General features: G+C 68.2%; 26 protein-coding genes and 1 pseudogene. 13 read left to right on the top strand and 14 right to left on the bottom strand.

Going from position 1 to position 24396, the window contains the following annotated elements; translation table 11 throughout:
- Nucleotides 1-66: 66 nt before the first annotated feature.
- Nucleotides 67-897, top strand: coding sequence for a mycofactocin-coupled SDR family oxidoreductase (locus tag IU459_RS05965; RefSeq protein WP_195128442.1), 831 nt, complete (start codon nucleotides 67-69; stop codon nucleotides 895-897).
- Nucleotides 898-1008: 111 nt separating this feature from the next.
- On the top strand, nucleotides 1009-1398 hold the full coding sequence (locus IU459_RS05960; protein ID WP_195128441.1) for an STAS domain-containing protein: 390 nt from the start codon (nucleotides 1009-1011) through the stop codon (nucleotides 1396-1398).
- Between the two features lie 375 nt (nucleotides 1399-1773).
- On the opposite strand, the gene IU459_RS05955 is transcribed toward IU459_RS05960, so the two are convergent.
- Nucleotides 1774-2805 carry a DoxX family protein gene (locus tag IU459_RS05955; RefSeq protein ID WP_195128440.1) on the bottom strand — a complete coding sequence of 344 codons (1032 nt, stop codon included), beginning with the start codon at nucleotides 2803-2805 and terminating at the stop codon, nucleotides 1774-1776.
- A gap of 201 nt (nucleotides 2806-3006) precedes the next feature.
- On the opposite strand from IU459_RS05955, the gene IU459_RS05950 reads away from it, so the two are divergent.
- The gene (locus IU459_RS05950; RefSeq protein WP_195128439.1) at nucleotides 3007-3291 is read left to right on the top strand and encodes a hypothetical protein; all 285 of its coding nucleotides are present in this window, start codon (nucleotides 3007-3009) and stop codon (nucleotides 3289-3291) included.
- A 7-nt stretch (nucleotides 3292-3298) separates the two neighbouring features.
- On the opposite strand, the gene IU459_RS05945 is transcribed toward IU459_RS05950, so the two are convergent.
- From IU459_RS05945 to IU459_RS05925, 5 genes are all read right to left on the bottom strand, one after another.
- Nucleotides 3299-4144: an alpha/beta fold hydrolase gene (locus tag IU459_RS05945; RefSeq protein WP_195128438.1), complete on the bottom strand. Its 846-nt coding sequence runs from the start codon at nucleotides 4142-4144 to the stop codon at nucleotides 3299-3301.
- A gap of 143 nt (nucleotides 4145-4287) precedes the next feature.
- Entirely contained in the window at nucleotides 4288-5937 is a 1650-nt protein-coding gene (locus IU459_RS05940; protein WP_195128437.1) for a class I adenylate-forming enzyme family protein, read from the bottom strand.
- A gap of 37 nt (nucleotides 5938-5974) precedes the next feature.
- Nucleotides 5975-7021: an NAD(P)-dependent alcohol dehydrogenase gene (locus tag IU459_RS05935; RefSeq protein WP_195128566.1), complete on the bottom strand. Its 1047-nt coding sequence runs from the start codon at nucleotides 7019-7021 to the stop codon at nucleotides 5975-5977.
- Nucleotides 7021-8178, bottom strand: coding sequence for a serine hydrolase domain-containing protein (locus IU459_RS05930; protein ID WP_195128436.1), 1158 nt, complete (start codon nucleotides 8176-8178; stop codon nucleotides 7021-7023). Before IU459_RS05930 ends, IU459_RS05935 begins: the two co-directional genes overlap by 1 nt.
- A 7-nt stretch (nucleotides 8179-8185) precedes the next feature.
- Nucleotides 8186-9553, bottom strand: a complete 1368-nt coding sequence (locus IU459_RS05925) for a flavin-containing monooxygenase (RefSeq protein WP_195128435.1) — start codon at nucleotides 9551-9553, stop codon at nucleotides 8186-8188.
- A 225-nt stretch (nucleotides 9554-9778) separates the two neighbouring features.
- On the opposite strand from IU459_RS05925, the gene IU459_RS05920 reads away from it, so the two are divergent.
- A complete protein-coding gene (locus IU459_RS05920) occupies nucleotides 9779-10399 on the top strand; it encodes a TetR/AcrR family transcriptional regulator (protein ID WP_195128434.1) in 621 nt (206 codons plus the stop codon).
- Between the two features lie 22 nt (nucleotides 10400-10421).
- Here the strand turns inward: IU459_RS05920 and IU459_RS05915 are convergent, their stop codons facing one another.
- Nucleotides 10422-11156, bottom strand: coding sequence for a hypothetical protein (locus IU459_RS05915; protein ID WP_195128433.1), 735 nt, complete (start codon nucleotides 11154-11156; stop codon nucleotides 10422-10424).
- 295 nt (nucleotides 11157-11451) lie between these two features.
- On the opposite strand from IU459_RS05915, the gene IU459_RS05910 reads away from it, so the two are divergent.
- Entirely contained in the window at nucleotides 11452-12204 is a 753-nt protein-coding gene (locus IU459_RS05910) for a DUF6319 family protein (protein ID WP_195128432.1), read from the top strand.
- Between the two features lies 1 nt (nucleotide 12205).
- Here IU459_RS05910 and IU459_RS05905 read toward each other — a convergent pair whose 3' ends face one another.
- Genes IU459_RS05905 through IU459_RS05895 form a run of 3 tightly spaced genes read right to left on the bottom strand, consistent with a single transcriptional unit; the run spans nucleotide 12206 to nucleotide 14897 of the window.
- Nucleotides 12206-13774: a GGDEF domain-containing protein gene (locus IU459_RS05905; RefSeq protein ID WP_195128431.1), complete on the bottom strand. Its 1569-nt coding sequence runs from the start codon at nucleotides 13772-13774 to the stop codon at nucleotides 12206-12208.
- Entirely contained in the window at nucleotides 13774-14343 is a 570-nt protein-coding gene (locus IU459_RS05900; protein ID WP_195128430.1) for a hypothetical protein, read from the bottom strand. The genes IU459_RS05905 and IU459_RS05900 overlap by 1 nt, the downstream gene beginning before the upstream one ends.
- A complete protein-coding gene (locus IU459_RS05895) occupies nucleotides 14340-14897 on the bottom strand; it encodes a pyruvoyl-dependent arginine decarboxylase (RefSeq protein WP_228837421.1) in 558 nt (185 codons plus the stop codon). The genes IU459_RS05900 and IU459_RS05895 overlap by 4 nt, the downstream gene beginning before the upstream one ends.
- A 161-nt stretch (nucleotides 14898-15058) precedes the next feature.
- Here IU459_RS05895 and galK point away from each other — a divergent pair, with 161 nt between their 5' ends.
- The 3 genes from galK (at nucleotide 15059) to IU459_RS05880 (ending at nucleotide 18404) form a co-directional block, all read left to right on the top strand.
- The gene (gene galK, locus IU459_RS05890; RefSeq protein ID WP_195128429.1) at nucleotides 15059-16186 is read left to right on the top strand and encodes a galactokinase; all 1128 of its coding nucleotides are present in this window, start codon (nucleotides 15059-15061) and stop codon (nucleotides 16184-16186) included.
- A 226-nt stretch (nucleotides 16187-16412) separates the two neighbouring features.
- A complete protein-coding gene (locus IU459_RS05885; RefSeq protein WP_195128564.1) occupies nucleotides 16413-18134 on the top strand; it encodes a sodium:solute symporter family protein in 1722 nt (573 codons plus the stop codon).
- A 12-nt stretch (nucleotides 18135-18146) separates the two neighbouring features.
- A complete protein-coding gene (locus IU459_RS05880) occupies nucleotides 18147-18404 on the top strand; it encodes a hypothetical protein (RefSeq protein WP_195128428.1) in 258 nt (85 codons plus the stop codon).
- Nucleotides 18405-18454: 50 nt separating this feature from the next.
- Here IU459_RS05880 and IU459_RS05875 read toward each other — a convergent pair whose 3' ends face one another.
- The 3 genes and pseudogenes from IU459_RS05875 to IU459_RS40025 all read right to left on the bottom strand — a co-directional run.
- On the bottom strand, nucleotides 18455-18907 hold the full coding sequence (locus IU459_RS05875) for an SRPBCC family protein (RefSeq protein ID WP_228837473.1): 453 nt from the start codon (nucleotides 18905-18907) through the stop codon (nucleotides 18455-18457).
- A 196-nt stretch (nucleotides 18908-19103) separates the two neighbouring features.
- The gene (locus IU459_RS05870; protein ID WP_228837420.1) at nucleotides 19104-20063 is read right to left on the bottom strand and encodes a hypothetical protein; all 960 of its coding nucleotides are present in this window, start codon (nucleotides 20061-20063) and stop codon (nucleotides 19104-19106) included.
- Between the two features lie 69 nt (nucleotides 20064-20132).
- Nucleotides 20133-20285 (bottom strand): annotated as a pseudogene (locus IU459_RS40025) (helix-turn-helix domain-containing protein); the annotation flags it as partial.
- Between the two features lie 284 nt (nucleotides 20286-20569).
- Here IU459_RS40025 and IU459_RS05865 point away from each other — a divergent pair.
- Together IU459_RS05865 and IU459_RS05860 are read left to right on the top strand one after the other, a co-directional pair.
- A complete protein-coding gene (locus IU459_RS05865) occupies nucleotides 20570-20881 on the top strand; it encodes a hypothetical protein (RefSeq protein ID WP_195128425.1) in 312 nt (103 codons plus the stop codon).
- A 175-nt stretch (nucleotides 20882-21056) separates the two neighbouring features.
- The gene (locus IU459_RS05860; protein ID WP_195128424.1) at nucleotides 21057-21740 is read left to right on the top strand and encodes a hypothetical protein; all 684 of its coding nucleotides are present in this window, start codon (nucleotides 21057-21059) and stop codon (nucleotides 21738-21740) included.
- A gap of 238 nt (nucleotides 21741-21978) precedes the next feature.
- Here IU459_RS05860 and IU459_RS05855 read toward each other — a convergent pair whose 3' ends face one another.
- The gene (locus IU459_RS05855; RefSeq protein ID WP_195128423.1) at nucleotides 21979-22338 is read right to left on the bottom strand and encodes an Rv2640c family ArsR-like transcriptional regulator; all 360 of its coding nucleotides are present in this window, start codon (nucleotides 22336-22338) and stop codon (nucleotides 21979-21981) included.
- A 101-nt stretch (nucleotides 22339-22439) separates the two neighbouring features.
- On the opposite strand from IU459_RS05855, the gene IU459_RS05850 reads away from it, so the two are divergent.
- The 3 genes from IU459_RS05850 to IU459_RS05840 all read left to right on the top strand — a co-directional run bounded on the left by IU459_RS05850 (nucleotide 22440) and on the right by IU459_RS05840 (nucleotide 24395).
- The gene (locus tag IU459_RS05850) at nucleotides 22440-22970 is read left to right on the top strand and encodes an ArsI/CadI family heavy metal resistance metalloenzyme (protein WP_195128422.1); all 531 of its coding nucleotides are present in this window, start codon (nucleotides 22440-22442) and stop codon (nucleotides 22968-22970) included.
- A 316-nt stretch (nucleotides 22971-23286) separates the two neighbouring features.
- A complete protein-coding gene (locus IU459_RS05845; protein ID WP_195128421.1) occupies nucleotides 23287-23652 on the top strand; it encodes an ArsR/SmtB family transcription factor in 366 nt (121 codons plus the stop codon).
- A complete protein-coding gene (locus IU459_RS05840; RefSeq protein WP_195128420.1) occupies nucleotides 23649-24395 on the top strand; it encodes an aquaporin in 747 nt (248 codons plus the stop codon). The genes IU459_RS05845 and IU459_RS05840 overlap by 4 nt, the downstream gene beginning before the upstream one ends.
- Nucleotide 24396 lies beyond the last annotated feature (1 nt).

Raw genomic sequence — 24396 nt, 5'->3', positions numbered from 1 at the left:
GACCGCACCCGCACGTGACACGATGGATGGCGGCCGAAGCGGATATCGACTGGTGAGGGGCCCGACATGGGGAATCTCGACGGCAGGGTGGCGGTGATCACCGGCGGCGGCCGCGGACAGGGCCGCGCGCATGCGCTGGCGCTCGCCGGTGCGGGTGCCGACATCGTGGTGTGCGACGTCGCCGCACCTGTGCCGGGTCTTCCCTACGCGCTGAGCACCCCCGGCGATCTGGCCGAGACCGCCGAGCTGGTCGAGCGGACCGGTCGGCGTTGCATCGCCGTGCGGGCCGACGTGCGCAGCCTGGAGCAGGTGTGTTCGGTGGCCGAGCGCGCGATCGAGGAGTTCGACCGCATCGACATCCTGGTCGCCAACGCGGGCATCGCGTCCCATTCCGCCATCGCCGAGATGGACGAGCAGATGTGGCGGGACATGATCGACACCAACCTGACCGGCGTATTCCACAGCTTCCGTGCGGTGGTCCCGCATATGATCGAGCGCCGCTGGGGCCGCGTCATCGCCACCTCGTCGATCGTGGCCAAGATGGGTGTCCGCAACGCTGCGCACTACGCGGCCACCAAGTGGGGCGTGCTGGGCCTGGTGAAGTCGCTGTCGCTGGAGGTGGCCGAGTACGGCATCACGGTGAACGCGCTGCTGCCCTCCGGCGTGGACACCGACATGATCCAGAACCCCGCCACCTGGCGCCTCATGGTGCCGGACAAGGAGAACCCGACCAAGGAGGACTGGATGGCGATCATCGAATCCGGCCCGCCGAACGCGGATCTGATCCAGCCCGCCGAAGTAGCCGAAGCCGTGCTGCTGCTGGTCTCCGAGCACGGCCGCCATTTCAATGGTGAGGCGGTGACGATTTCGTGCGGAGGTAGCGCGAACACGTCGTAACTTCTCCGCCGCTGCGTCCGGCTGTGGCGTGTCTGTACAGACTTATCGCGCAGTGCTTCACTGGAAAGCACATGGTCTGTACAGTGCCCGCGTCCGGCCAGGAGTCAGTGCATGTCCCGCCACACCGAACGGACTGACCCGCTTCGGTTTTCGGTGTGCCGCCCGCGCCGCGACGTGACGCTGCTGATGGTGGTCGGCGAGATCGACCTCGCGACCGCACCCCGGCTGCGGGCCGAGCTGACCCGCAGATCGCTATGCCACACAAGAACGCTCGTGCTCGATCTGTCGCCGGTCACGTTCCTCGCGGCAGCGGGCCTGACCGTTCTGGTCGAGGCGCAAGCCGAAGCCACACGAGCACATCGCCGCATCATCCTGATCACCAAGGTGCGCTCGGTGGACCGCGCCATCGAGATCACCGGCCTGTCCGCGGGATTTCATCGCGTCCGCTCGCTGGACGCCGCCCTCGCCGATAGCGCACCCGGCTACGACGAGACCGCCTGATGGGCGTCATCGGCGGAGTTCGTTCGAGGCCCGCGCCCACCGGATGACGGTGAGGTAGTCCCATGGACGCGTCGTCGGAGAAAAGCCGTCTGTAGGCGCCTGTGCGAAAGGTCGACGCAGCCGCCGAACCGATGCGGTTGGAAGGACTCCTGTGCGGTAACCGCAGGACGGGCGTCGGCGGAGGTGTCTTCTGCAGCCGTGCCGCGAGCAGGTGCCGTCCTGCGTCGTCGGACGAAATTCGTATAGCTCGCGCCCACACTGCACGAAGGCCGGGCCGCCGCGGAACTGACGCGGGTCAGGCCCTAGGTCGTCCTCGGAGGCAGGCAGCAGCCGCGCCGGGCTCCTACGGAGGCGGCGCGGCCGTCGAGGTAAGCGTCAGCGGCGCTGTGCTTCGAGCTTCTCGCGTGCGGCGTGCGCGGCTCGGGCTCCACGCTCCCGTGCGAGGTGGGCGGTGTGCGCCCCGCGTTCCCGCGCCTCGTGCGCGATCTCGGGTCCGCGGTGCTTGGCGAGATCGGCCAGTTCGGCTCCGCGTTCCTTGGCGATTTCGGCCCACTCCGCGCTGCGCAGCTTGGCCAGCTCCGCGAGGTGACCTCCGCGCTCCTTGGCGAGTTCGGCCCACTCGGCGCTGCGCTCTTTTGCGATTTCGGCCCAGTCCGCGCCGTGTTCTTTCGCGATTTCGGCCCAGTCGGCGCCATGCTCTCGGGCGATTTCCGCCCATTCGGCGCCGTGCACCTTCGCGGACTCGGCGAGGTCGCTGCCGTGTTCCTTGGCCGCCTCCGCCCACTCCGGCCCGTGCCGTTGTGCCGTCTCGGCCAGCTCCGCGCTTTTGCTCGCGGCGACGGCCCCGAGCGCTCGCGCCCGTTCGGCGGCCTCGTGCGCGGTCTTGCGCAATGCGGCTCCGGTCGCGCCGTTCGAGGTCGCCCCGAACGGAAGCGCCGCCGATACCGTGGCGGCCGCGTCGCGCGCGGCCCGGCGTCCGCGCCAGCCCAAGGACGGCTTGCCCTCGGTGTCGGCCGCGGCGATCATCAGGCCGCCGAGCAGTCCGAGATCCTTCAGGAACGCGGTTCGCTTCGCCGACTTCCGTGCGGGATCCTGCTCGTTCCAGAAATCCTGCTCGGTCACGGTCGCGGGTACGACGGTCGCGGCCAGCACCAAGGCGGCCAGGCGCGGCGCTTTCCCGAGCGCCAGCAGCACACCGCCGCCCACCTGGGCGAACGCGTTGATCTGCACCACGGTTGCCGGATCAGCGGGCAATTTCGCGGCAATCTCGTCGGGCAGCTGTCGCCGCCCACGCTCTACCAGTTGGTTCGCGGCCTTGACCCGCTCGTCCGGGCGCCGCAGAGTATCGACTCCATCGACGACGAACACGGTGGCCAGTAGCGGCCGGGCGAGTCGGCGCAACAACATGACAAATCCCCTTCTCTCGATGCCGTTACCGACCGGATTCCCGCGCGTCGGGTGACCAAACACGCCCGGCCACCATCCTGTGAACGCCGCCTCACCCGGATAACAGCAAATCCATGGCGGGCGATTATCGAGACGGGGGCCGCACCCGGATCCGGGCCGGTTCTCCCACTTTCCACCCTGCTCTGCCGGAAGGTGTCCGCTGTGCGAACAGCTGCCTCTACAACGACTTTCGAAGCCATCGTCGCGGGGCTACCCGCCGAGCCGATGTGCACGTTCCGATTCGACGGCGCGCGGTGTCGTCATCGCGCCGACTGGTTGATCCGTAAACGGTCCTGCTGCCATACCGCGGGCGTCGACTTCCTCTGCGAGACCTGTCATGCCCGCATCAACTGGATGCTCGACCTCGGCATGGCCTTCGAGTGCACGGGGTGCGGCGCGCGCTCCACCGGCTTCGCCGAACTCTGCCCGACCGTGGCTCCCCTTTGAGCGCGGCTCAGCCGTTCGCTTCTTTTCTGGCGGCGGCCGCCGCCAGGAAACCGCTGATGATCTCGGTGACCCGATCCGGGTCCTCGACCATGGGAAGGTGACCGCAGTCGGGTATCTCCACCGCGGTGTGCGGGCGCAGCGCGCGGTTGAGGCGCTTGCCCGCCTCGGCCGAGAGGATGCGATTGCGCCGCCCCCAGATCGTGCAGATCGGCGGGAACCCGGCGGGCGGATCGAACGCGTCCAGCGCGCGGTAGGCCGGGAAATCCTGGACCAAGCCGTGCAACGCGGTCAGCCTGCCGCGATCGGACCAGTGCGCCCGCACTCGCGGTTCGTGCTGTAGTTTCCGGCCGCGACCACGCGGCCCCAGCTGATTCGCGACGATCAGCGCGACCGCCCAGCTGGGCAGGCTGATCCGGCGAGCTACCGGAGCCAGCGGCAGCCGCGCGTCGGCCCAGGCCAGGCCCGCCGATTGCCCCGAACTCACGGTGTCCCAGGTCAGCGGATTGATCAGGACGAGCGCGCGCACTACGGCCGGATGGTCCATGGTGTAGCGCAGCGAGGTGGCGCTGCCGAGGCAATTGCCGATCAACACCACGCCGGTGAGCCGGTGCGCGGTCAGGAACGCGTCGAGCATGTCCACGTAGTCGGCGAGCCGGTAGCCCGCCGCGGGCTGCTCGGATCGCCCGTAGCCGGGAAGGTCGAGCGCGAAGACCTCGTGCTCGCGCCGCAGCGCCGCGACCTGGTCGTCCCAGATGCGATGTTGCGCACCGGCATTGTGCAGGAACACGACCGGCGACCCGCTACCCGCGCGGTCGAAGGCCACGCCTCTGCCTCGATGCTCGAAAACGTCCACGCCGACTCCCTGCGAGCTGCCCGGCGAACGATTGCCTGGTGTGTCACGATTTTACGTGGCGATACCCGCTCAGGAGGGCGCTCAGGCACACCGCGCGGTGGCCTGCACGCGCAGGTGCGGGCGCTTGTTTCACATCGGGGATTTCACACCGTGAGACCAGACCGCATCACCTTGCCGGTCGCGTTGCGGGGGAGCGCGGTGGTGGTGAGCCGCCAGCGCGCCGGCACCTTGTAGTAGGCGAGCCGTTCGGCGGTGAACACGCGCAGCTCGTCTTCGGTTGTGGCGCTGTCGCTTTCGACCACGACCAGGGCGGCGACCTGCTGCCCGAGGTCGGCGTCCGGGACGCCGACCACCGCGCACTCGCGCACCGCGGGATGTTCCTCGAGGCACTGCTCGATCTCGGTGGGATAGACGTTCTCCCCGCCGCGCAGGATGAGATCGGAACGGCGTCCGGACAAGCGCAGCCTGCCGTCTTCCAGGACGCCGATGTCACCGGTGCGCAGCCAGCGGTCCGACGTGATCGCCGCGGCGGTCGCCGCCTCGTCCTGCCAGTAACCGAGCATCACATACGGGCTGCGCACGCAGATCTCGCCTTCGGCGCCGTCAGGGACGGGGTTGCCCGACTTGTCGCGGATCTCCAGCGTGACGCCGAGGACCGGGCGCCCCACGGTGTCGGGGAACGCGGCCAGCTCAGCCGGGCCGGCCAGCGTCGCGGCGGTGCTGCACTCGGTGAGCCCGTAGCTGGTCACCAGGGCGGTACGGGCCACGGGCAGCTGATCGCGCAGTTTCTGTTGCAGCGCGGCCGAGGACGGCGCCGAGTTCAGCGAGAACGCCGTCAGCGAGGACAGGTCGTAGCCGGCGAGGTCGAGTTCGAGCATCCTGGTGGCCATGGTCGGCATCGCGCCCCAGTTGGTGATCCGTTCGGCCTCGATCAGTCGCAGCACCCGGTCGGCGTCGAACGACCCCTGGTGGATAACGGCCGCGTCCCCGGTGACCAGCCGGGGCACCACCAGGTTGTGCAGGCTGGCGATGTGGAACAGCGGCGAGGTGAGCAGGTAGCGCCGCCCGGTGGGCAGGTCGGTGGCTCCGGTGAATGCGGCGGCGAGCGCGTCGTTGAAGACGTGATAGTCGATCACCGCCACCAGGTTCCGATGCGAGTGCACCGCACCCTTGGGCCGCCCGCTGGTGCCGCTGGTGTAGAGGATCACCGCGGGATCGTCCTCGCCGACCTCGGCGTGCGGCAGAGCGTCGGTCCGGAACTCGGCCAGCAGCGCGGGAACATCGTGCTCCATGGTGAGCACCGGGACGCGAATGTCCAGCTCCGCCAGCAGCGCCGCGCGCTTCGCGTCGACGACGAGCACGGTGGGGCTGGTGTGCCGCACGCCGTAGGCGATCTCGGGGGGCGCCCACCACGCGTTGTAGCCCACCGCGATCGCGCCGAGCGCCTGCGCGGCCCAGAACGCGACCACCCACTCGGCCGTGTTCGCCGCGAGGATGCCGACGCGATCGCCCTTGCCGACGCCGTATCGCTCCCGCAGGGCCGTGGCCAGTGCGGCGACGGCGGCGGCGTGCTCGGTGAACGACATCCTGCGGTCCGCGGTGACCAGGTAGTCCCGGTCGCCGTGCTCGACCGAGGCGGCGAGCACCTCGCCGAGTGCGGTCTTCCGGTTCCGGATCACCGGCATGGGCGCGCCGAGTACGTTCTCGACCACCATCTCGAACCGGCCACCGGGGCCGGTGAGCTGGGCCGCCGCCTGCGCCGCGAACGCCTGCGGATCGAATGGTTTTGTCATATCGGCTACTTCCTCGTCACTGCACAGCACTGGTTCGTCACGGCTCGGGGACCAGGACCGCTCGGCCGGTGACCAGGCCCCGCTCCAGCCGGCCGAGGGCGTCGCGGCCCTCGGCCAGGGCGTAGCGCTCCACCTCGACCCGTAGCCTGCCCGACGTAGCCAAGGCCACGGCGTCGATCAAGTCGGATTTAGTGCCCCCGTACGACTTTCGGACCGAGGCGCCCCACGGCCAGCCCGGCCCGCCTGCCGGTGCCGCCGTGATCTCCGGGGCGCCGCCGCCGAGGCCGACCATCCGGTAAGCCCCGTTGGGCGCCACCGACTCCACCGCGAGCCGCGCGGTCGCGTCGACGCCGACGAAGTCGAACACCGCGTCCGCGCCACGGCCTTGGGTGCGGTCGAGGATCTCGCGCGCGGTTTCGTCGCTCGCCACGAGTCCCTCGGCCGCACCGCACCGCGCGGCGAGTTCGAGTTTGTCGGCGCTCACGTCCACGGCCAGTACCCGGGTCGCCGTGGTCGCGGTGAGGATCTGCACCGCGACGTGACCGAGCCCGCCTACCCCGATGACCACTGCCACCGAACCCGGGCCGAGCTGCTCGCGAGCGCCGCGGATGGCGTGATAACTCGACAGGGCGGCATCGGCCAGCGGCGCGGCCTGGAGAAAATCCAGGTCGCCGATCGGCACGAACGAACTCGCGGGCACGCGGATGTACTCCGCCATGCCACCATCCGGCCCGAGCCCGGGGCAGGGCGGCATGGCGGTGCGGCCCGCGGCACGGCAGACGTTCTCGTTGCCGCCGACGCACTCCCGGCACACTCCGCACGACCAGCACAGATACACCACGCCGCGCTCACCGGGACGGCGGCCGTCGACCGCGTCGCCGATCGCCTCGATGGTCCCGGCGATCTCGTGGCCCAGAGTCAGCGGCTCTTCGCGCATCCGGAACGGGAGGTGCAGCACGTGCAGATCCGAATGGCAGATGCCCGCCGCGCCGACGCGCAGCAGCAGATCGGCCGGACCGATCTCGGGGGTCGGTACCGTGCGCAGTTCCAGCACACCCGGCTCGGTGAGCTGTAGCGCCCGCATCATCGGAGCACCGCCTCGAACGTCGCCCGCAGATAGGCGTCGGCGCGGTCCGAGCCGATCAAGCCAGGGGCCATCCGGTTCATGGTGTAGGCGAAGGTGAGCCGGTGCTCCAGATCGTTGACCACCATCGCGCCGCCGTACCCGGCCCACCAGCACACCCGCCCGTCGGGCACTTCCGGGGCCGTCTGCCGCTGCGGCAGACCGTAGCCGATACCGAACCGCAGCGGTACCAGCAGCGCGAGATCCACTCCGTCGGACTGCTGCTGGAAGATCAGATCGATCGTCTCGTCCGACAGCAGTCTCCGGCCGTCCAGCTCTCCACCGCAGGACACCAGCGATTGCACCCGCGCCACCGACCGCGCGTTGCCGTGCCCGTTCACCGCGCCGATCTCGGCTTGCCGCCACGCCGCGCTCGCCGTCTCCGCGATGTCGAGCAGCGGACTGGTGAGCGTTTTGACCAGGACGCTCTCCTGGTCGAGCGCGGCCAGGTCGAATTCCGGCACCGCCGGTGGAATCAGCGTGGCGATCCGCCCGTGGTGTTCGGGTGCGGTGCCGATGTGGAAGTCCGCGCCCAGCGGCCCGGCGATCTCGTCGGCGAAGAACTCGCCGAGCGAGCGTCCGGTGATCCGGCGGATCACCGCGCCGATCAGATGGCCGTAGTCCAGCGCGTGGTACCCGGACGCGGTGCCCGGCTCCCACCACGGCGGCTGGCTCGCGAGCCGGGCGGCGGCGGCCTCCACGTCGTAGATGTCGGTCAGCGCGATCGGCGGCTGCCATCCGGAGACGCCGGAGGTGTGCGCGAGCAGATGACGAATCTCGATGCCGCCCTTGCCGTTCGCCGCGAACTCCGGCCAGTACCTGGCCACCTTCGCGTGCACGTCGAGTTCGCCGCGCTCGACCAGCAGCAGTGCGCACAGCGCCGTCATGGTCTTGGTGAGGGAGAAGACATTGACCAAGGTGTCGCCGGTCCACGGCGTGCTGCGCTCGGGATCGCGGTAGCCGCCCCACAGGTCGACGACGGGTTCGCCGTCGACCGTGACGCAGATCGACGCGCCGAGTTCGTCGCCGGACGCGAGCCGCTGCTCCAGCTCCGTTCGCACCCACGCGAATCGCTCGGCGCAGAATCCCGAGGTGGTGGTGCCTGTCGTAGTAGTCATCGCCGCCTCACACGTGCTGCGGCGCTCGGGCCGGAACCGGCAGCGAATTGCCCGCGGCGGCGGCCCTTTTCGCGCCACGCGCCAGTTCACGCTGCATATCCCGCACGTACGGTTCGAATTCGATTTGGATGGTGTGCCGGGGTGAGTCGTAGTAGCGGCCCGTCCTGGCCGATTCCGCGGACCGGATGGCTGCCAGCATCTCGTCCGCCGTCGGCGGGTGGTAGCGGCCGGTGAGATACGCGGCGACGAACTTGCTCTGCTGCTCGGCGAAATTCACCAGCGTCGGCAGCGGCTGGGCCAGGCCGAGGAAGAACAGATTGTCGATGCCCGGCTTTATCATCTGCTTGAACAGCGGAAAGCGATTCTCGCTGTCGGGCAGCAGGTCCGGATCGGTGAAGAAGGGAAAGGAGATGCGGTAGCCGGTGGCGCAGACGATCACGTCCACCTCCTCGGCGCTGCCGTCGGCGAAGCGCACCCGCGGCCCCTCGAGCGCGGTGATCGCGGGCTTGAAGGCGATGTCGCCGCAGCCGGCCCGGTGCAGGAACTCCTCGCTGGCCGACGGATGCGCCTCGAACGGCAGATGGTCGGGCTTGGGCAGACCGTAGTCCTCCATGTTGCCGCGGAACTTCCGGACGAAGCGCTGCTTGAGCTTGAGCCCCACGGTCGGGGGGATCCAGCGCGGCATCGAGCGCTTGTCGCCGACCTTCCCGTTGACGTACTTCGGCAGCACCCACACCCCGCGCCGGGCGGAGACATACAGCTTCTCGGCGAGGAACCGCTGAGACAGCTCGGAGGCGATGTCGAGGCCGGAATTGCCCATGCCGACGACTACGACGCGCTTGCCGCGCATGTCCACGGGGTCGAACGGGTCGTTGTAGGCGTGGCTGTGCAGCAGCGTTCCGTCGAATGCACCGGGATAGTCCGGAATTCGAGGATCCCAGTGATGCCCGTTGCAGACGACCAACACGTCGTAATCCCGGGTCTGTCCATCGGCTGTGGTGATCAGCCAGCGGCCGTCCTCGCCGCGCTCCGCGCCGGTCACCTTGGTGTTGAACACGATTCGGTGACGGATGCCGAAATAGTCGACGTAGTCGCGGAAGTACCGGAACAGCTGGGAATGATGGGGGAAGTCCGGCCACTCGTCGGGTGCCGGGTAGTCCTCGAACGCCAAACGGAACTTGGACGTGTCGATGTGCAGGCTCTGGTAGCAGGCCGACATGCCGTTGGGGTTCTTGAAATACCAGTTGCCGCCGACCTCGTCGGAGGCCTCATAGCAGTCGAACGGGATGCCGTGGTCGTGCAGGCGCTTGGCGGCGGTGATCCCGGACGGTCCCGCGCCGATCACGCAGACCCGGGGGAGTGCGGTTGACGTCATTCGCTGTCCTCGTGCTGGGCGGCACCGTGCGTGGTGCCTGGCCGAACCGTCCGGCGTCGAGCGCCGGAGTGACGTAGGCAACAAGGTAACACTCGGTAGACTATGTGTCTAGTGAATGACGTAGTGTCTAGTGAAAGCGCTCATGTCTTCGCCCGACGTAGACTCGCTCAGCGGGAGTCGCACGTCAGCCACTGGTTTTCCACGAACGCGAGGTATCTGTTCAGCATGCGAACGAACGCGAACACCAGCCTTCGGGAGGAGCAGAAACAGCAGACCAGGGCCAGGCTGATGGAGGCCGCCAAGCAGCTGTTCGCCGCCCGCGGCTACGCGGCCGTGCGGGTGGACGACATCGCGGCCGCGGTCGGCTGCAGCCGCGCCACCTTCTATCTGCATTTCGCGGGAAAGCTGGAGATCCTGCGGGCGATCGCCGAGCAAGGCACCGCGCCCAGCGCCCTGCACTTCTATCAGGATCTCGACCGGGTACTGGAGACCGGTTCGCGCGCCGAGTTCGTCGGCTGGGTGACCCGCGCGATCGAATGGTTCCACGAGTACAAGGACCTGCTGCCCGCCTGGGACGAAGCGACCGCGCTGGAGCCGGAGTTCCGCGAGATCGCCCGCAACGGCATCCTGGCATTGCCCAACGCGATGACTGCCTACCTCGCCGCCTGGCCCGACGACCGCAAGGAAGAGGCACGGTTGCGCGTGGAACTGCTTGTGGCGCAACTGGAACGCTTCTTCACCCGGTGGGCGATGCAGGGCACCATCGAGGTCTCCGCGGAGCAGGCCGCCGAGGTGCTCACCGACATCTGGTTTCCCGCACTGCGTGCGCCGACCACGCCGAGCTGACTCGGCGCCCGAGCGCTGTGGCCTATTCGTCGGGCCGGTCGAAACCTCGCATGCAGAGGGTGATTCCCCGGTTCGGCCACCCGACCGCGTTCGAGCCGTCGGTGTCACGCGGGCAGGTGTCGGCGCCGGTGGTGTAGGGCAGGACGGCGGTGACCCGGATGATCTTCTTGCCGACTCGGGCGCAGTCCACCTTTCGGGGCAGATGCCAGTCGGTGACGTCGTAGCAGACGCCCGCTTGCCAATCGGGCGCGAGGCACAGGTTGGCCTGTTCCCGCCCGGCGCGGCCGGTGGGCCGATGCTCCCGTTCGACACGCGGATCGCTGCAGGAACCGGTCTGGAGGACGCGGAAGTTGGCGGGCAGCGTGTCACAGCGCGCGGGGAGAACGGTGGCGGGGACCCCGCCGGAGGCGTGGGGCGCGGGAATCGCCACGCAATCGCCGGGCCGCGTTGCGGCCAGCGGATCAGGCGCTTCCGCGGCGGTGTCGTCGGTTGCCACCGGCGCGATGAGGACGAGGCAGGCGATGCCGCCGAGCAGCGCCACGACGCCGGCTGCCGCGCCGACCAGGAACGGAATGTCGCTTGTCCGCATGCCATAACGGTGGCCGGTGTCGAAAGGCGGTTGTGGCCTGCGGTTTCCGGCGATCATCGCCAAGACGATCACACCCGCCGCGAGCACGGTGACGGTGACCGCGCCGAAGAGCGGTCCGGTGTGTAGTGGTGCGGCGGCGAGCACCGCCGAATGCCGCGCATGGGTCATGTGGCCCCCCTGGTCGCCTCGTTCCAGTTACCGGTTCGACGCGGACCGCTGCGGGTCGCCGCCGGATCATCGGTGCTGGCAAACGGATTCGCCGGAATCAGATCATGCCGTCCATGCCGGTGTCAAAGCGGGTTGCCGAACGCCCTGCGAGGGTCAACGCGAGCGTAGCCAGAAGTTCGCTGTCTGTGCGGAGCTGGGTGCGGGCGACTCGATTCGACGCCTGCCGCGAGAATCTGTCGGCGTCGTGCGGCATCATCTGTGCACGCAGCCAACCACGAACTTGCTCGGAGTCACCATGCCGTCGCCACGAACCAAGCCGCAGCCTCTGTCGGACAGCGAGATTCAACAGATCGCCACGGACATCGCCGGTGGCCGCCCGCCTATGGTGTGGTTCACCTCGGCCGCGGTCGGCGTCCCGGAGGGGCGCTCGGGCAAGGTGGTCGCGCTCGGCGACCCGGCCGACGGAGACTTCCTGCAGATCCGGCCGACCGGATCGAAGGATGTACTGTCCTTCTCGCCGACCGAGGTGACCTTGACCAAGCCGCCGCGAGGGGCGGCCGGTAGCACCGCCCAGCCGAAGTCGACAACCAGGAAGGAATCCGCTGTGACCCAGCCGTCTACCGTGACGAGCACCGCGCCGGCTCCCGCGAGCGCCCCCACCCCGAAACCGCTGGCGAGCGCCCCCGCAGCGAGCGAATCCGACAGCGCGGGCAAAGGCGCGGCCAAGCAGGCCCCGGCGGCGAACGCGGCGAAGCCCGCGAAGGCCGCTCCTCGCAAATCGAAGGCGCCCGAGGTCACGGTGACGCTGGCCGGCACCGCCGACGGCGAGTGGTCGGTCGACGTGGTGAGCGGCAAGAAGCGCACGGTGCGCGGTCTTCCGGTGGCAAGTTCCGCGGTGGCGCAGGCGGCCAAGATCCTGCACCCGGAGGTCGCCGAGGTGGTCGCCGGGGTCATGGAGACCTTGCGCGGCGCGCAGGAAGCCAAGGTGCAGCAGTTGCAGGCGGAGCTGGCGGAGGCCAAGCGCCTGCTGGAGGAACTGAGCGACTGAGTCACACCGCGGTGCTCGTCGCGCGCCGGACCCGGTCGGAGCGATCGCGTCGGTCTTGTCGACCTGGCCTGCCGGACCGGGGTTCCTCGGCATCGGCGGACGGGCGCCGCGCGTCCTCGTGGAAGGCGTAACCCAGCGAGTACTGCTTCGCGTGGTACATGGCCGCGTCCGCGTCCCGGATCAGCCCGTGCACGGCGGTGTCGGAGCCGCGCGGACCCGCGCAGGCGATGCCGACGCTCGCGGTGATCGGAATCTCGCCCGCGCTCAGCCCGAACGGCCGGACGAACGCGCCGATCAGCCGTTCGGCCAGCACGGATGCCTCCGGCCGTGCGAGCGGGGACAGCACGACGAATTCGTCGCCGCCGTATCGGGATACGACGTCCTCGCGGCGCACCACACGGCGGATGCGGGCCGCGGTGGTCGCGATCAGCTCGTCGCCCACCGCGTGTCCGTAGCTGTCGTTGACCCGCTTGAAGTCGTCCAAGTCGATGAACAGCAGGCAGATCGGTTGCTCGGCCCAGCGTTCGCGATGCTGCCGCAGCGTGCGCAGCAGCGCGGCGCGGTTCAGCAGCCCGGTGAGCATGTCGTGGTCGGCCTGGTATTGCGCGCGCCGCTCGCTGCGGGCGCTGCGCACGATGGCACGCTCGCTGCGCACCAGCATGCCGATCAGTAACAGCGCGAACAGCGACGACACCACCACGCGGTCGAGCTGGTCGAGGCTGGATCCGACCACCGGAACCAACGAGGCCACGATCAAGGCGATCGCGATGAGGCTGGCGCGCTGTCTGGAGTGATGCGGGTGGATGTGCCGCGGCGCTCCGAGCGTCGCCATGGTGGGGTGCAGCGCCGCGGCCCCTACGGTGGCGTAGGCGGCCAGCAGCGGAGCCAGCAGGGCCTCGCGCGCGAGCACCGTGGCGCCCGCGGTCTGCAAGCTGTAGCCCAGATCGCCGAGCAGGATCGCGATCAACCCGGCGTGCAGCACCCACAGCGAGGTTTCCGCACGGGTGGAGGTGGCCATCGAGTGCGCGACCAGGGTGAGCAGCAGCGCGTCGAGCACCGGGTAGACCGCCGCGAGCAGGATGTCCGCGCCGGCTTCGGTGGAACGCAGGATCGGCGAGATGAGGAAGGTCCAGGATGCGAGCAGCGCGCCGAGCCCGATCAGCGCGGAATCGAGCATCAAGTCGTAGTTGCCGTGTACCTGGCGCGGCCACAGCCAGATCAGCGCGGCGAGACCGACACCGAGGTAGCCGAGCAGGGTGAACGCATCATCGATCGGATCGGGATAGCCACCGGACGCGCCGCGCAGTGTGGTGCCGATCGCGAACAGCACGGCGGAGGCCGACAGCAGATACCACGGCAGGGGGTGCGCGGGCCGGTGCGTGTGCACGCCGACGGCGATCATGGCGAGCGTCTCTCCGACGATGATCACCATCGTCACCAGCGACAGCAGCCGTGAGTCGATCGCCAGGTGCATCGCGATCGCGACCGCGCTTCCGCCCAGAAACACTGCGTACCAGCGAAATCCGAGGTGGCGCCGAGAGCTGGTCTGCGGCTGCTCGCTGGGTGTCATCAGCCCCCCTTGGTCGCTCCGTCCCCGGTGAACCGGGCCGCGTAGTAGATCTGTGAATCCTCCACCGCGACTTCGACGTCCGCCTGTTCGTCGAGCACTGCCCGAATACTGTCGGCGAACGAGAACCGAGTGTTGTTGTACGAGCAGATGTCCCAACCGACCGCCGCGCGTTCGGCAACCAAAACCTGGACAACTGATTTGATCATGGCATGGAACGCGGCCCCTTGTCGGGCAGTTGGCGCAACAAGGGTGAAACCCGCGTAATAGATCGCGTCCCGTGCCGCGTGTTCGGGGTAGCGGGCGGCGAAATAGTCCGGGCTGATCCACGGCACGGTCTCGAGATGCCTGGTCAGGGTGGTCACGCCGACGGGCTCGCCGGAGCGGCCGCACGCCACGTGCTTCTGCACGCGCGGATCGCTCATCTCCTCGCGGAACTCCTCGGGATGCAGCACCTGCCGTGCGATCGCCTTCGCGCGCAGCGGGCCGAACGCCTCCTCGTAGAGGCGATGGAACACCTCGATGCGTTCGTCCGGAATCGTCCTCTCGACGGTCACGGAGATCTCGTTCATCGCGGACCCCACGGGCTGGTGTGGTAGGCCGCGAGAACCAGCGCGCAGGCCGGATCGCCGTCGCAGGTGGTGTCGACCGTGCACAGCTGAACCGGGCCGAAGCCGTTGCCGCGGTGGCGGGTCATGTCGGCCAGGCTGGCCCGGATCAGGGCGGTCACCTCCTCGGCCGTCTCGGCCTCGTGCTCCACGAAAAGCCCCGCGCCGGAGCCGTCGTCACGCAGCGTCCAGCCGATGCCTGCCGCGCCGGTCGCCCCCTGGCCGGTAACGTGCCGCACGGCGTAGACGCAGTACAGGCGATCCCCCCAAGGGATCGGCTTGCGCACCCGGTGGATGCGTTCGACGGTCGCGCGCGGCGGGATGACCGACGACAGCCGGATCAAGTTGGCCTCACCGACGCCGAGGCCACGCAATGCCGCGTCGAACGCCGACATGGCGGTCGGCCCCGCGCCGGTCGCCGCGCCGATCTCGATCGTCAGTGGCGCCGGGATCGGACGCAGACGATCGGTCCGAGGCCGTGCGCGTAACTCGCCGAGCGGAATGTCGTGAATCATCATGCCCTCCCGATTCCGGGCGGCCACAGATTTGCAGGGCCGCCTTCCGTCAAAATCGACTGTGCGGGAAGAACGCCGATCGCGCATCCGAACGCGCGGAAAGCCCTGTTCCGGTGGCGTGTCTCGTAACCTGACACGAGCGACGAGGACAGCGAGGTACGAGTTTGCGGACGTGGGTGGCACCAGGGCGGGTCAACATCATCGGTGAGCACACCGACTACAACGAGGGCTATGTCCTGCCCATCGCGCTGCCGCTGGTGGTGCGCTGCACGGCGGCGGCGCGCACGGACGGGCGAGTGTGCGTCGGCTCCCGGCAGCGGCCCGGCGAGCCGGTGGTCGTCGCGGTGTCCGAACTCGCCGCGCAACGGACGCGGGTGCCGGGATGGTCCCGTTATCCGCTCGGTGTGGTCGCCGAGTTCGCGCGGCGCGGGCTGCGGATTCCGGGCGTCGACCTCGATCTGGACGGCGAGGTGCCGATCGGCGCGGGGTTGTCGTCGTCGGCGGCGCTGTCGTGCGCGGTAGCGGTCGCGCTGCGGGACCTGTTCGCGCCCAGCCTGACCGACCGCGCGGTGATCGATGTGGCCAGGGCCGCCGAGAACGACTACGTCGGTGCGCCGACCGGCCTGCTCGACCAGTCGGCCGCGATCCTGTGCACCGCCGGGCACGCGCTGTTGCTCGATGTACGGGGTTTCGCCGCCGACACCACCGCGCCGCGCGGGGTCGCGCACGAGCAGATCCCGTTCGACTTGGACAGCGCCGGACTCGAGCTGCTGGTGATCGATACCGGGCAGCCGCACGAGCTGGTCGACGGCCGCTACGCCGAGCGCCGCGACCAATGCGCGGCCGCGGCCGCCGCGCTCGGCGTCGCCAGCTTGCGCGACGTCGCCTCCGCGGCGGACGCCGACCGGATCGCCGATGACGTACTGCGCCGCCGGGCCAGGCACGTGGTGACCGAGAACGCCAGGGTGCTTGCGGTTGCCGAGAAATTGCGAGGCGGCGTCGACCCGCGGGGTATCGGCCCGATCCTGACCGCGGGGCACGCCTCGCTGCGCGATGATTTCGAAGTGTCCACCCTCGCGTTGGACGCCGCGGTCGATGCCGCGCTGGCCGCGGGTGCGCACGGCGCGCGCATGGTGGGCGGCGGATTCGGCGGCAGCGCCATCGCCCTGGTCGATCAGGAGCGGACCGAGGCCGTGGCGGAGTCGGTGCGAAGGCGGTTCGCCGACATGAATGTCCCCGATCCCCGGACGTTCGTGGTCGTGCCATCGGCCGGAGCGCACCGGATCGGCTGAGCGACCGTCCAGATTTCTGCGTGAATGTGCCACGCCGGCGGGCATGATCACGCACAGTATGTGTCAGCCGACACCATTCGGCGGGCGACGAGGAGGTCGCGCGCGCCGGCAGGACCAGCACGACGCACGATCTCGCACGACGAAACGACCTCGTTCGACGCCCGGTTTCACCGCCAGGAGGAACGCTGTGCCGCTTGCCGATCCATACGTACTCGCCGTGCCGGTCATGTCGCACCACGCGGCGCCGACCACGCACATCGAAGCCGCGGAGACCCTCCGGCTGGACGCGCAGCCGGTCGATTACGCGCTGGTCGCCCTGTACTTCGTGTTCGTGCTCGGCATCGGCCTGCTGGCCAGGCAGCGCGTGTCCTCCAGCATCGACTTCTTCCTGTCCGGCCGCTCACTACCCGCCTGGGTGACCGGTCTGGCGTTCATCTCCGCCAACCTCGGCGCGGTCGAGATCATGGGCATGTCGGCCAATGGCGCCGAGTACGGCTTCCCGACCTTTCACTACTTCTGGATCGGCGCGATTCCGGCGATGCTGTTCCTCGGCGTGGTGATGATGCCGTTCTACTACGGGTCCAAGGTCCGCAGCGTGCCGGAGTTCATGCGCAGGCGTTTCGGCACCGGCGCCCACCTGGTCAACGCGCTGAGCTTCGCCATCGCGCAGATCCTCATCGCGGGCGTCAACCTGTATCTGCTCGGCTCCATCGTGAACGTGCTGCTGGGCTGGCCGCTGTGGGTGTCGGTGATCGTGGCGGCGGCGATCGTGCTGTCCTACATCACCCTCGGCGGCCTGTCGGCCGCGATCTACAACGAGGTGCTGCAGTTCTTCGTCATCGTGGCCGCGCTGCTGCCGCTCACCCTGGTGGGACTGCACAAGGTCGGCGGCTGGGAAGGGTTGCGGGACAAGGTCACCGCGTCGCCAGGTGGAGCGCAGCAGCTGGAATCCTGGCCGGGCAATGCGTTGAGCGGGTTCGGCGACAACTTCCTCTCGATGCTCGGCATCGTGTTCGGACTTGGGTTCGTGCTCTCGTTCGGGTACTGGACCACCAACTTCGTCGAGGTGCAGCGCGCGATGGCGACGCACTCCATCTCGGCGGCGCGGCGCACCCCGATCATCGGCGCCTATCCGAAGATGTTCATCCCGCTCATCGTGGTGATCCCCGGCATGATCAGCGCGGTCCTGGCGCCGCAGATGGCCGAGTACAAAGCGGCGGAGACGGCGAATCCGGACGTCGAGAGCGACACCACCTACAACCAGGCACTGCTGTATCTGATGAAGGACGTGCTGCCCAACGGTCTGCTCGGCGTGGGGCTGGCGGGCCTGCTCGCGGCGTTCATGGCGGGCATGGCGGCCAACGTCTCCGCGTTCAACACCGTGTTCAGCTACGACCTGTGGCAGCAGTACGTGCGGCGCGAGCAGGCGGACGGCTACTACCTCGGCGTGGGCAGGCTGGCCACCGTGGGGGCGACCGTCGCCGCGATCTTCACCGCGTTCATCGCCTCCGGGTTCAGCAACATGATGGATTATTTGCAAACCCTGTTCAGCTTCTTCAACGCGCCGCTGTTCGCCACGTTCATCCTCGGCATGTTCTGGAAACGGATGACCCCGACGGCGGGCTGGCTGGGCCTGGTTTGCGGAACCGGTTCGGCGATCGTGGTTTTCATCCTGCACGAGACCGAGGTGTTCCAATTGTCCGGTCAGGGATCGAGTTTCGTCGCGGCGGGCGTCGCGTTCGTGGTCGACATCGTGGTCAGCGTGGCGGTGACTCAGGTGACCCAGCCGAAACCGGCGGCCGAGCTGATCGGGCTGGTGTACTCGGAGACGCCGAAAGAGGTGCGCACCGACCCCGAGGCCGACACCCTGCCCTGGTATCAGCGCCCGGTCCTGCTGGCGGGCATCGCGCTCGCCCTCGTGATCGCCCTCAACATCTTCGTCGGATAAGGAGCTGGCGCAATGCTTTTCGATATCCGCACCATTGTAGGCGCACTACTCGGCTGTTACGCGGTCGTCCTCGTCGTCACCGGCCTGGTGCACGACACGGCGGCCGAGCAGGCCAAGACGGGTGGCGTCAACGTGAACCTGTGGTCCGGGATCGGCATGGGCGTGGTGGCGCTGGCCTTCGTGGCCTGGGCACTGCTGCGTCCGGTTCAGGTGCCTCCCGAACCGCACGTGCCCGCGGACCACACCGCCGCGGGCACGGACTCCGTGTGACCGTCGGCGGCGCCCCCAGAGCTGGGTGGCGCCGCCGGTCGTCGCGCTGATCAGGCGTCCGGGCGGGGGATGTCACCGCGCCAAGCGCCGGTCTCGTAGCCTTGGCCCTCGATGAACTGCTTGAAGCGCTGCAGGTCACCGTTCACCCGGTGCTTCAGGACGCCGAGTTTGTCGGCGACGTTCTCCACGAACCCTTCGGGATCGACATCCATCTGCGCGGTCACTCTGGTGTGGGTGTCGTCGAGCCGATGGAACGTGACGACGCCCGCATGGTTGGGCCCGCTGTCGGACTTCCAGGCGACTCGTTCGTCGGGATGCTGCTCGGTGATGGTCGCGTCGAACTCCCGCGTCGACGGGCCGACATGAATACGCCAGTGCGTGTGCCGGTCATCTAGCTGTCGGACAGCTTCCACACCCTCCATGAACTGCGGAAACGACTCGAACTGCGTCCACTGGTTGTAGGCGGTGCGAACCGGGACCTCGACGTCCACCGTGGCGGCCATGGTGCTCACTGTGTACTCCTTTCCTCGCCCGGCCGCGCGTAGGCATGTGGATCGGCGGCTGCCTCGCCCTTGCCCGGCCCGGCGCTGGTCTGCGGTCGTACTTCGTCCGGCGCGCCCCTCGGGCGTCGTGGTCGACACCTTCGGGGCGAGTCGGACAGTGGTCGCGTACCCGGGCAACGTGGGCACAAACAGCCGCCTACACCAGCAATACGCCCGCCGCGTAGGAGTCCAGCTCGCGCACCGGTTGCGTCGACGCCCACGGTTCGAATTTCGCTCGCGTCTGCGCGTAGGCCTGCCGCACCCGTGGCGAGGTGTTCTGCGCGGCCAGCTCCAGCGCGGTTCGGGCGGCCTCGCACGCGCGGTCGACATCGTGCGCGACCGTCAGCTGCGCGAGGCTGAGGCTCCACAGCGCACGGTCGCGACTGGCGTGGGCCGGGATGAGGCTCAGCACGTCCTCGATCGTGTCCGCCGCCACGCCCACCTCGCCGCCCTTCTCGAGGCACCGGGCGGTCATGGCGCCGGTCGTCCACGCACTCTGGTAATAGCAGTACGACTCGTCCGGTGTGGTCTGCTCGGTGAAGTCGCCGCTCACCCGGAAGAGTTGCAGCCACGCATCGGATTTCCGTCCGTCGGACGCGAATGCCTGTGCGGCGCAGAGCTTTCGGAAATCGTCGACGCGACCGTCCTGCACGGGGATGCGCAGCATGCCGTCCGCGATGCCCGCGGCGGTGCGGAACTGTCGCTGTTCCACCGCCAGTTGGGTGCGGTGGCAGAGAATCCCGGTCGCGATGTCGGCGTCACCGGATTCCTCCGCGTGCTGGTAGGCGATCCGGAACAGCTGGTAGGCCCGCTCCAGATCGCCTTGGTCCCACGCCGCCCATGCGCTGCTGGCGGCGGCCTCGCCGGTCAATGATTGCAGCGCGGGGCGCAACGCCGCGGGACACTCCCGTAGCAGAGCCGCGCAGGTCTGTGCTTGAGCTTCGATGATCGGTCGAGCGGCATCGGAGCCGAGCTGATCGTCCAACAGCTGCGCCGCGTGCAAGGTACTTCGCAGGTGGCCGATCGCGTCCGGCGTGACGGTCGGAGAACCACCTTTGCTCAGTGTTGCCGCGCCGACGACCGCGCCGGTCGTGGCAATGAAGTCTCGCCGGTTCACGTCCAAGTCTCCAATCAACACTCGGAAACGCTTTTGTGCCCCATGGTCCGCATCTTTGAGAACCCTGTCCAGCCGCGCCTGAAAGCCGACGCTCACCTGGCGGTGTAGCCGGCTTTCCCAAAAGCTGACCGTTCGCTGACCACAACGCAGCAGCTCAGCGAGCTCGCTCTGGGTCAGCCTGCACGCGTCCCGGAGCGCCTTCACCTCCGCGCCGGTCCACATCGTCACCACATCTGCCACGGTGCCCCCTTGCACTGTCAGACGGTCATTGCTGTCGATTGCTGAAGGCTGCATATTCGTTACCTTCCAGGAGGGATTGTGACCCGGCATGATCGGATGTGTACCCGGAACCGGGAAACCTTGTCGCACAACCGAACCCCTATGCGACGGGACATCCGAATCGTGCACGAAGCATGGTGACGGCTGGCGTACCCCCGCGCCCCGGTTCCGGGTCACCCCATGGCGATGAGGGCCGAAATCCATTTCCAGCGACCACAGGCGGCCTCATGAACTACGACCATCGAGCCATGGCCGAGATCGCTGTTCTCGCCGACCTGATCGCGGCGATCGACACCGCCCTGGCCGATGCCGCTTGCCGCGACCGATATCCGGGCACCCGGCGCGCACATGTCTTCGCGGTCGTGCTGTACGAGCTGATCGCCAGCGCACGCACGGTGGTCGGCCCCGACGCCGGACGCGTGTACGCCGCGCCGATCCTGGATTCGCTCATAGACGACGCACCCGCCGCCGACGAACTCTCCATCCTGGACCTCTTGGTGCCGGTACTCGTCGCCTGTCACATCGCGAACGAGCCCTGACTGTCTCGCATGCCCTGCTCATCCGCGATGTGCGAGGACCTTGTGCCGGTGATGTGATTCGCTCTCTCCTCAGAGCCGTCGCATGGAGAAGTGCAGCGAGACATGCGTCAGTCGGGCTCATGGTCCCCGGTAAGTGACGAGTGCACGAAGCAATCGAGCCAAGGAGGACTACGGAATGAAGACGATCGAGATATTCGAGATGCCCACGCGCGGCGACCTGCAAAACCCGTCCGAGGCGCTGAACGATTACTTGTCGGCCGCGGGCGCAGGCCGGGACGACGCGACCCCCGACATCTTCCAATTCGCCTGCATGATGGCTGCCACCCAGGCGGAAGAGGGCGCGAGCGACGACGAGCAATGCCTGAGCATCTTCCAGAACGCCCTGCCGGGCTGGACCAGCCGCTTCGGCTTGAACCTGAAAATCCACGGCTACGGCGTCTTCTATCCGACATACGGTCCCTACGGTGCCGATCGTGGAGACGCGTCGTCGATCTGTTGGGCAGCAACGGGATTCAGCGACAGGCCCCGCGCCTACGAGGCCATCGCCCTATCGCCCGATGCGCCGACGCCCCCCGACTCGCTTGTCGATCAATACAGCGATTGGTCTCAGAATGCTGCCGCTGCGGCGGACGAGGAGACCAACGACTCGGCGCGTTTCTCCGCATTCGTCGACGCGATGAACGAGTCGTTGAGCGCATCCGGTCACGCGTCTGCTGGAACCTCATATGGCTACTTCAACAGCGGGGGTAGTGAGATATACACCCCCGAGCTGCGGGAATCCGGAATGCTCTGGAACGTAGCGCCATTCGGATCCTGGGGCGACCATCGGTATCAGTGCATCACCGTCCTGCCACGATGAGCACCTTCCGGCCCGACGTTTGATCATGCCGACGTCGCGTGAGTTGCTCTGGGGGCAAACGCGCATTCGCCTCCAGAGCACTGACAGATCCGTAGCGGCGTCCGCGCGATAGCAGTTCGCACGTCGGACCGTCGCGGTCCCGATTCCGTTGCATGACTGCGCAGGGCCGGCCGTCGCGCGGCGCCGGATTCGTCGGCGCACTATCCGAGGCGGCGGCCGTCGGAATCGACCGCCGAATTCACCGGCAGCAGTTGGGGTCCAGCACCACACACAGTGCGGCCAGGGCGTCGCGGCGGGCGCGGTGGAAGGTGTTCATGCCGCGGCGTTCGGACTCGACCAAGCCCGCCTTGCGGAGCTGGCCCAGGTGATGGCTGACCGTCGATTCCGACAACCCGACCGCCGCCGCGAGATCGCCGCCGTTCTCCTGCCCATCTTCGCTGGTCAGCAGTAGCGACAGCAGCCGGACGCGCACCGGATCGGCGATCGCCTTCAAGCGCAGCGCCACTTCCAGCGCGGCGTTCTCGTCCACCGGCCCGGCCGCGACCGGCGCGCAGCAGACCGGAGCGGACATGTCGATCACAGGCAACGTCTTGGGCATGCGATCAACACTACCCGCGGCATTGACATATGTCGAAAAGGCGACCAGACTCGACAGCGTCAGTTCTTCGACATATGTCTCACAAGTGGAGGTTGTTTCTCATGTCCCGCATCCAGCTAGCTCTCAACGTCGACGACATCGAGCAGGCCGTGCAGTTCTACTCGACCTTGTTCCATGCCGAACCCGCCAAGCGCAAGCCCGGCTACGCGAACTTCGCCATCGCCGAGCCACCCCTGAAACTGGTGTTGATCGAGAACCCCGGCCAGGGCGGCAGCGTCAACCACCTGGGCGTCGAGGTCGAAACCTCGGACCAGGTCCATGCCGAAATCTCCCGCCTCTCGGAAGCGGGCCTGTTCACCGAGGAACAGATCGCCACCACCTGTTGCTTCGCCACCCAGGACAAGGTCTGGGTCACCGCACCGGACAAGGAGCGCTGGGAGGTCTACACCGTCCTCGCGGACAGTGAGACGTTCGGCACGGCGCCTGAACTCGGTGCCGCACCCGAACTCGGCGATGCCGAAGCGGTCCAGGCGTGCTGTGGCACCGCCGAGGATGCCACGGCCGAAGGGTCGTGCTGCAGCGCCACCGCGAAGAAGGAAGCCATCGCCTCCGGTGCCGGCTGCTGCAGCTGAACTGCGTTCTTCGAACATCCGCGCAGCGAAGGCTTGGGCGGGTGCGGTCCGTCGCTCTCGCAATCTGTGGCCTTCGGCAGCGGGTGCTCGCTGATCGGTCAGCTGGATTTCGCCGACGATCAGGGCGGGGCCCTGGAAGGAAGCGTGCCGTGGGCGGGGGATTGATGCCGAACCGCTCGATCTGCGCACATTTCGAGTGGTCGCCGCGCTGGACTCCAGTTCGGTAGCAGCGGTCGCCGACCCGCCGGTTCGCCGGGGCAAGTTGTTCACCAGGTGTTCGCTTGCCCACTGATTCGATGGACATCAATATCGATGCATGTCTATATCCGAGCTGCCGCTGACGGACGTGACCTCGCCGTCGTGCGAGGTCACGCCCGTCGTTCGGGAACCGCTGACCGCTGCGGCCGCCACAGAGCTGGCGGGCGTGTTCAAAGCACTGGCGGATCCGGTGCGGTTACGGCTGCTGTCCGTCGTCGCCAGCCGCGCCGGGCAGGAAGTTTGCGTCTGCGATCTGTCGGCGGGGTTCGACGTGAGCCAGCCGACCATCTCGCACCACCTGAAAGTCCTGCGCGAAGCCGGATTGCTCAGCAGTGACCGGCGCGGATCATGGGTCTATTACCGCGTCGAACCCGTCGCTCTCCGGCAGCTGTCGCGGGTGCTCGACATCCCGGTCGCCCGATGAACGATCTCGCGCGGCGGCTGATCGCCGAATTCACCGGCACCGCGTTGCTGGTCGCCGTGGTGGTCGGCTCCGGCATCGCCGCCCAGCAGCTCTCGCCGCACGATGTCGGCCTGCAATTGCTGGAGAACTCGACCGCGACCGTCTTCGGGCTGGCCGTGCTGATCCTCGTCTTCGGGCCGGTCTCCGGCGCGCACTTCAACCCCGTCGTCTCCGCGGCCGACTGGCTGCTCGGCCGCCGCCGCGGCACCGGCCTCACCGGCCGCGATCTCGGCGGCTACCTCCTCGCCCAGGTCGGCGGGGGAATCGTGGGAGCGATCTTGGCCAACATCATGTTCGACCAGGCCGCGCTGCAGATCTCCACCCATCACCGCGTCACCAGCGGTCACCTCATCGGCGAGATCGTCGCCACTGCGGGACTGATCGCGGTCGTCTTCGCTCTCGCCCGCAGCGGCCGCGCAGCGTTGTCGGCAGCCGCTGTCGGCGCGTACATCGGCGCGGCCTACTGGTTCACCAGCTCCACGTCTTTCGCCAATCCCGCCGTCACCGTCGGCCGCATATTCTCCGACACTTTCGCCGGAATCGCCCCGGCCTCGATCCCCGGATTCATCGCGGCCCAGATCGTGGGCGCCCTGATCGGGCTGGTGCTGGTCGGCGTCCTGTATCCGGCCGCAGCAGCGGCTGCCGACAACGTCGTCGTCCCGCACAGCACCGACTCCGACCACTCGATTGCCGATTCCCGCTGAA

Origin of the sequence: Nocardia amamiensis (assembly GCF_015477605.1) — a bacterium.
GTDB classification, from domain to species: domain Bacteria; phylum Actinomycetota; class Actinomycetes; order Mycobacteriales; family Mycobacteriaceae; genus Nocardia; species Nocardia amamiensis_A.
Note: the sequence above shows the minus strand (reverse complement) of the source record. Positions and strands in the feature narration are given on the sequence as shown.

Coding starts and splice junctions, on each gene's coding strand:
- IU459_RS05960 (WP_195128441.1), top strand. CDS start 1,009: ATGTCCCGCCACACCGAACGGACTGACCCGCTTCGGTTTTCGGTGTGC.
- IU459_RS05965 (WP_195128442.1), top strand. CDS start 67: ATGGGGAATCTCGACGGCAGGGTGGCGGTGATCACCGGCGGCGGCCGC.
- IU459_RS05930 (WP_195128436.1), bottom strand. CDS start 8,178: ATGACTACTACGACAGGCACCACCACCTCGGGATTCTGCGCCGAGCGA.
- IU459_RS05915 (WP_195128433.1), bottom strand. CDS start 11,156: ATGACCCATGCGCGGCATTCGGCGGTGCTCGCCGCCGCACCACTACAC.
- IU459_RS05895 (WP_228837421.1), bottom strand. CDS start 14,897: ATGATGATTCACGACATTCCGCTCGGCGAGTTACGCGCACGGCCTCGG.
- IU459_RS05865 (WP_195128425.1), top strand. CDS start 20,570: ATGAACTACGACCATCGAGCCATGGCCGAGATCGCTGTTCTCGCCGAC.
- IU459_RS05935 (WP_195128566.1), bottom strand. CDS start 7,021: ATGCGGGCGCTACAGCTCACCGAGCCGGGTGTGCTGGAACTGCGCACG.
- IU459_RS05840 (WP_195128420.1), top strand. CDS start 23,649: ATGAACGATCTCGCGCGGCGGCTGATCGCCGAATTCACCGGCACCGCG.
- IU459_RS05920 (WP_195128434.1), top strand. CDS start 9,779: ATGCGAACGAACGCGAACACCAGCCTTCGGGAGGAGCAGAAACAGCAG.
- IU459_RS05875 (WP_228837473.1), bottom strand. CDS start 18,907: ATGGCCGCCACGGTGGACGTCGAGGTCCCGGTTCGCACCGCCTACAAC.
- IU459_RS05910 (WP_195128432.1), top strand. CDS start 11,452: ATGCCGTCGCCACGAACCAAGCCGCAGCCTCTGTCGGACAGCGAGATT.
- IU459_RS05845 (WP_195128421.1), top strand. CDS start 23,287: ATGTCTATATCCGAGCTGCCGCTGACGGACGTGACCTCGCCGTCGTGC.
- IU459_RS05905 (WP_195128431.1), bottom strand. CDS start 13,774: ATGACACCCAGCGAGCAGCCGCAGACCAGCTCTCGGCGCCACCTCGGA.
- IU459_RS05940 (WP_195128437.1), bottom strand. CDS start 5,937: ATGACAAAACCATTCGATCCGCAGGCGTTCGCGGCGCAGGCGGCGGCC.
- IU459_RS05860 (WP_195128424.1), top strand. CDS start 21,057: ATGAAGACGATCGAGATATTCGAGATGCCCACGCGCGGCGACCTGCAA.
- IU459_RS05850 (WP_195128422.1), top strand. CDS start 22,440: ATGTCCCGCATCCAGCTAGCTCTCAACGTCGACGACATCGAGCAGGCC.
- IU459_RS05900 (WP_195128430.1), bottom strand. CDS start 14,343: ATGAACGAGATCTCCGTGACCGTCGAGAGGACGATTCCGGACGAACGC.
- IU459_RS05925 (WP_195128435.1), bottom strand. CDS start 9,553: ATGACGTCAACCGCACTCCCCCGGGTCTGCGTGATCGGCGCGGGACCG.
- IU459_RS05855 (WP_195128423.1), bottom strand. CDS start 22,338: ATGCCCAAGACGTTGCCTGTGATCGACATGTCCGCTCCGGTCTGCTGC.
- IU459_RS05880 (WP_195128428.1), top strand. CDS start 18,147: ATGCTTTTCGATATCCGCACCATTGTAGGCGCACTACTCGGCTGTTAC.
- IU459_RS05955 (WP_195128440.1), bottom strand. CDS start 2,805: ATGTTGTTGCGCCGACTCGCCCGGCCGCTACTGGCCACCGTGTTCGTC.
- IU459_RS05885 (WP_195128564.1), top strand. CDS start 16,413: ATGTCGCACCACGCGGCGCCGACCACGCACATCGAAGCCGCGGAGACC.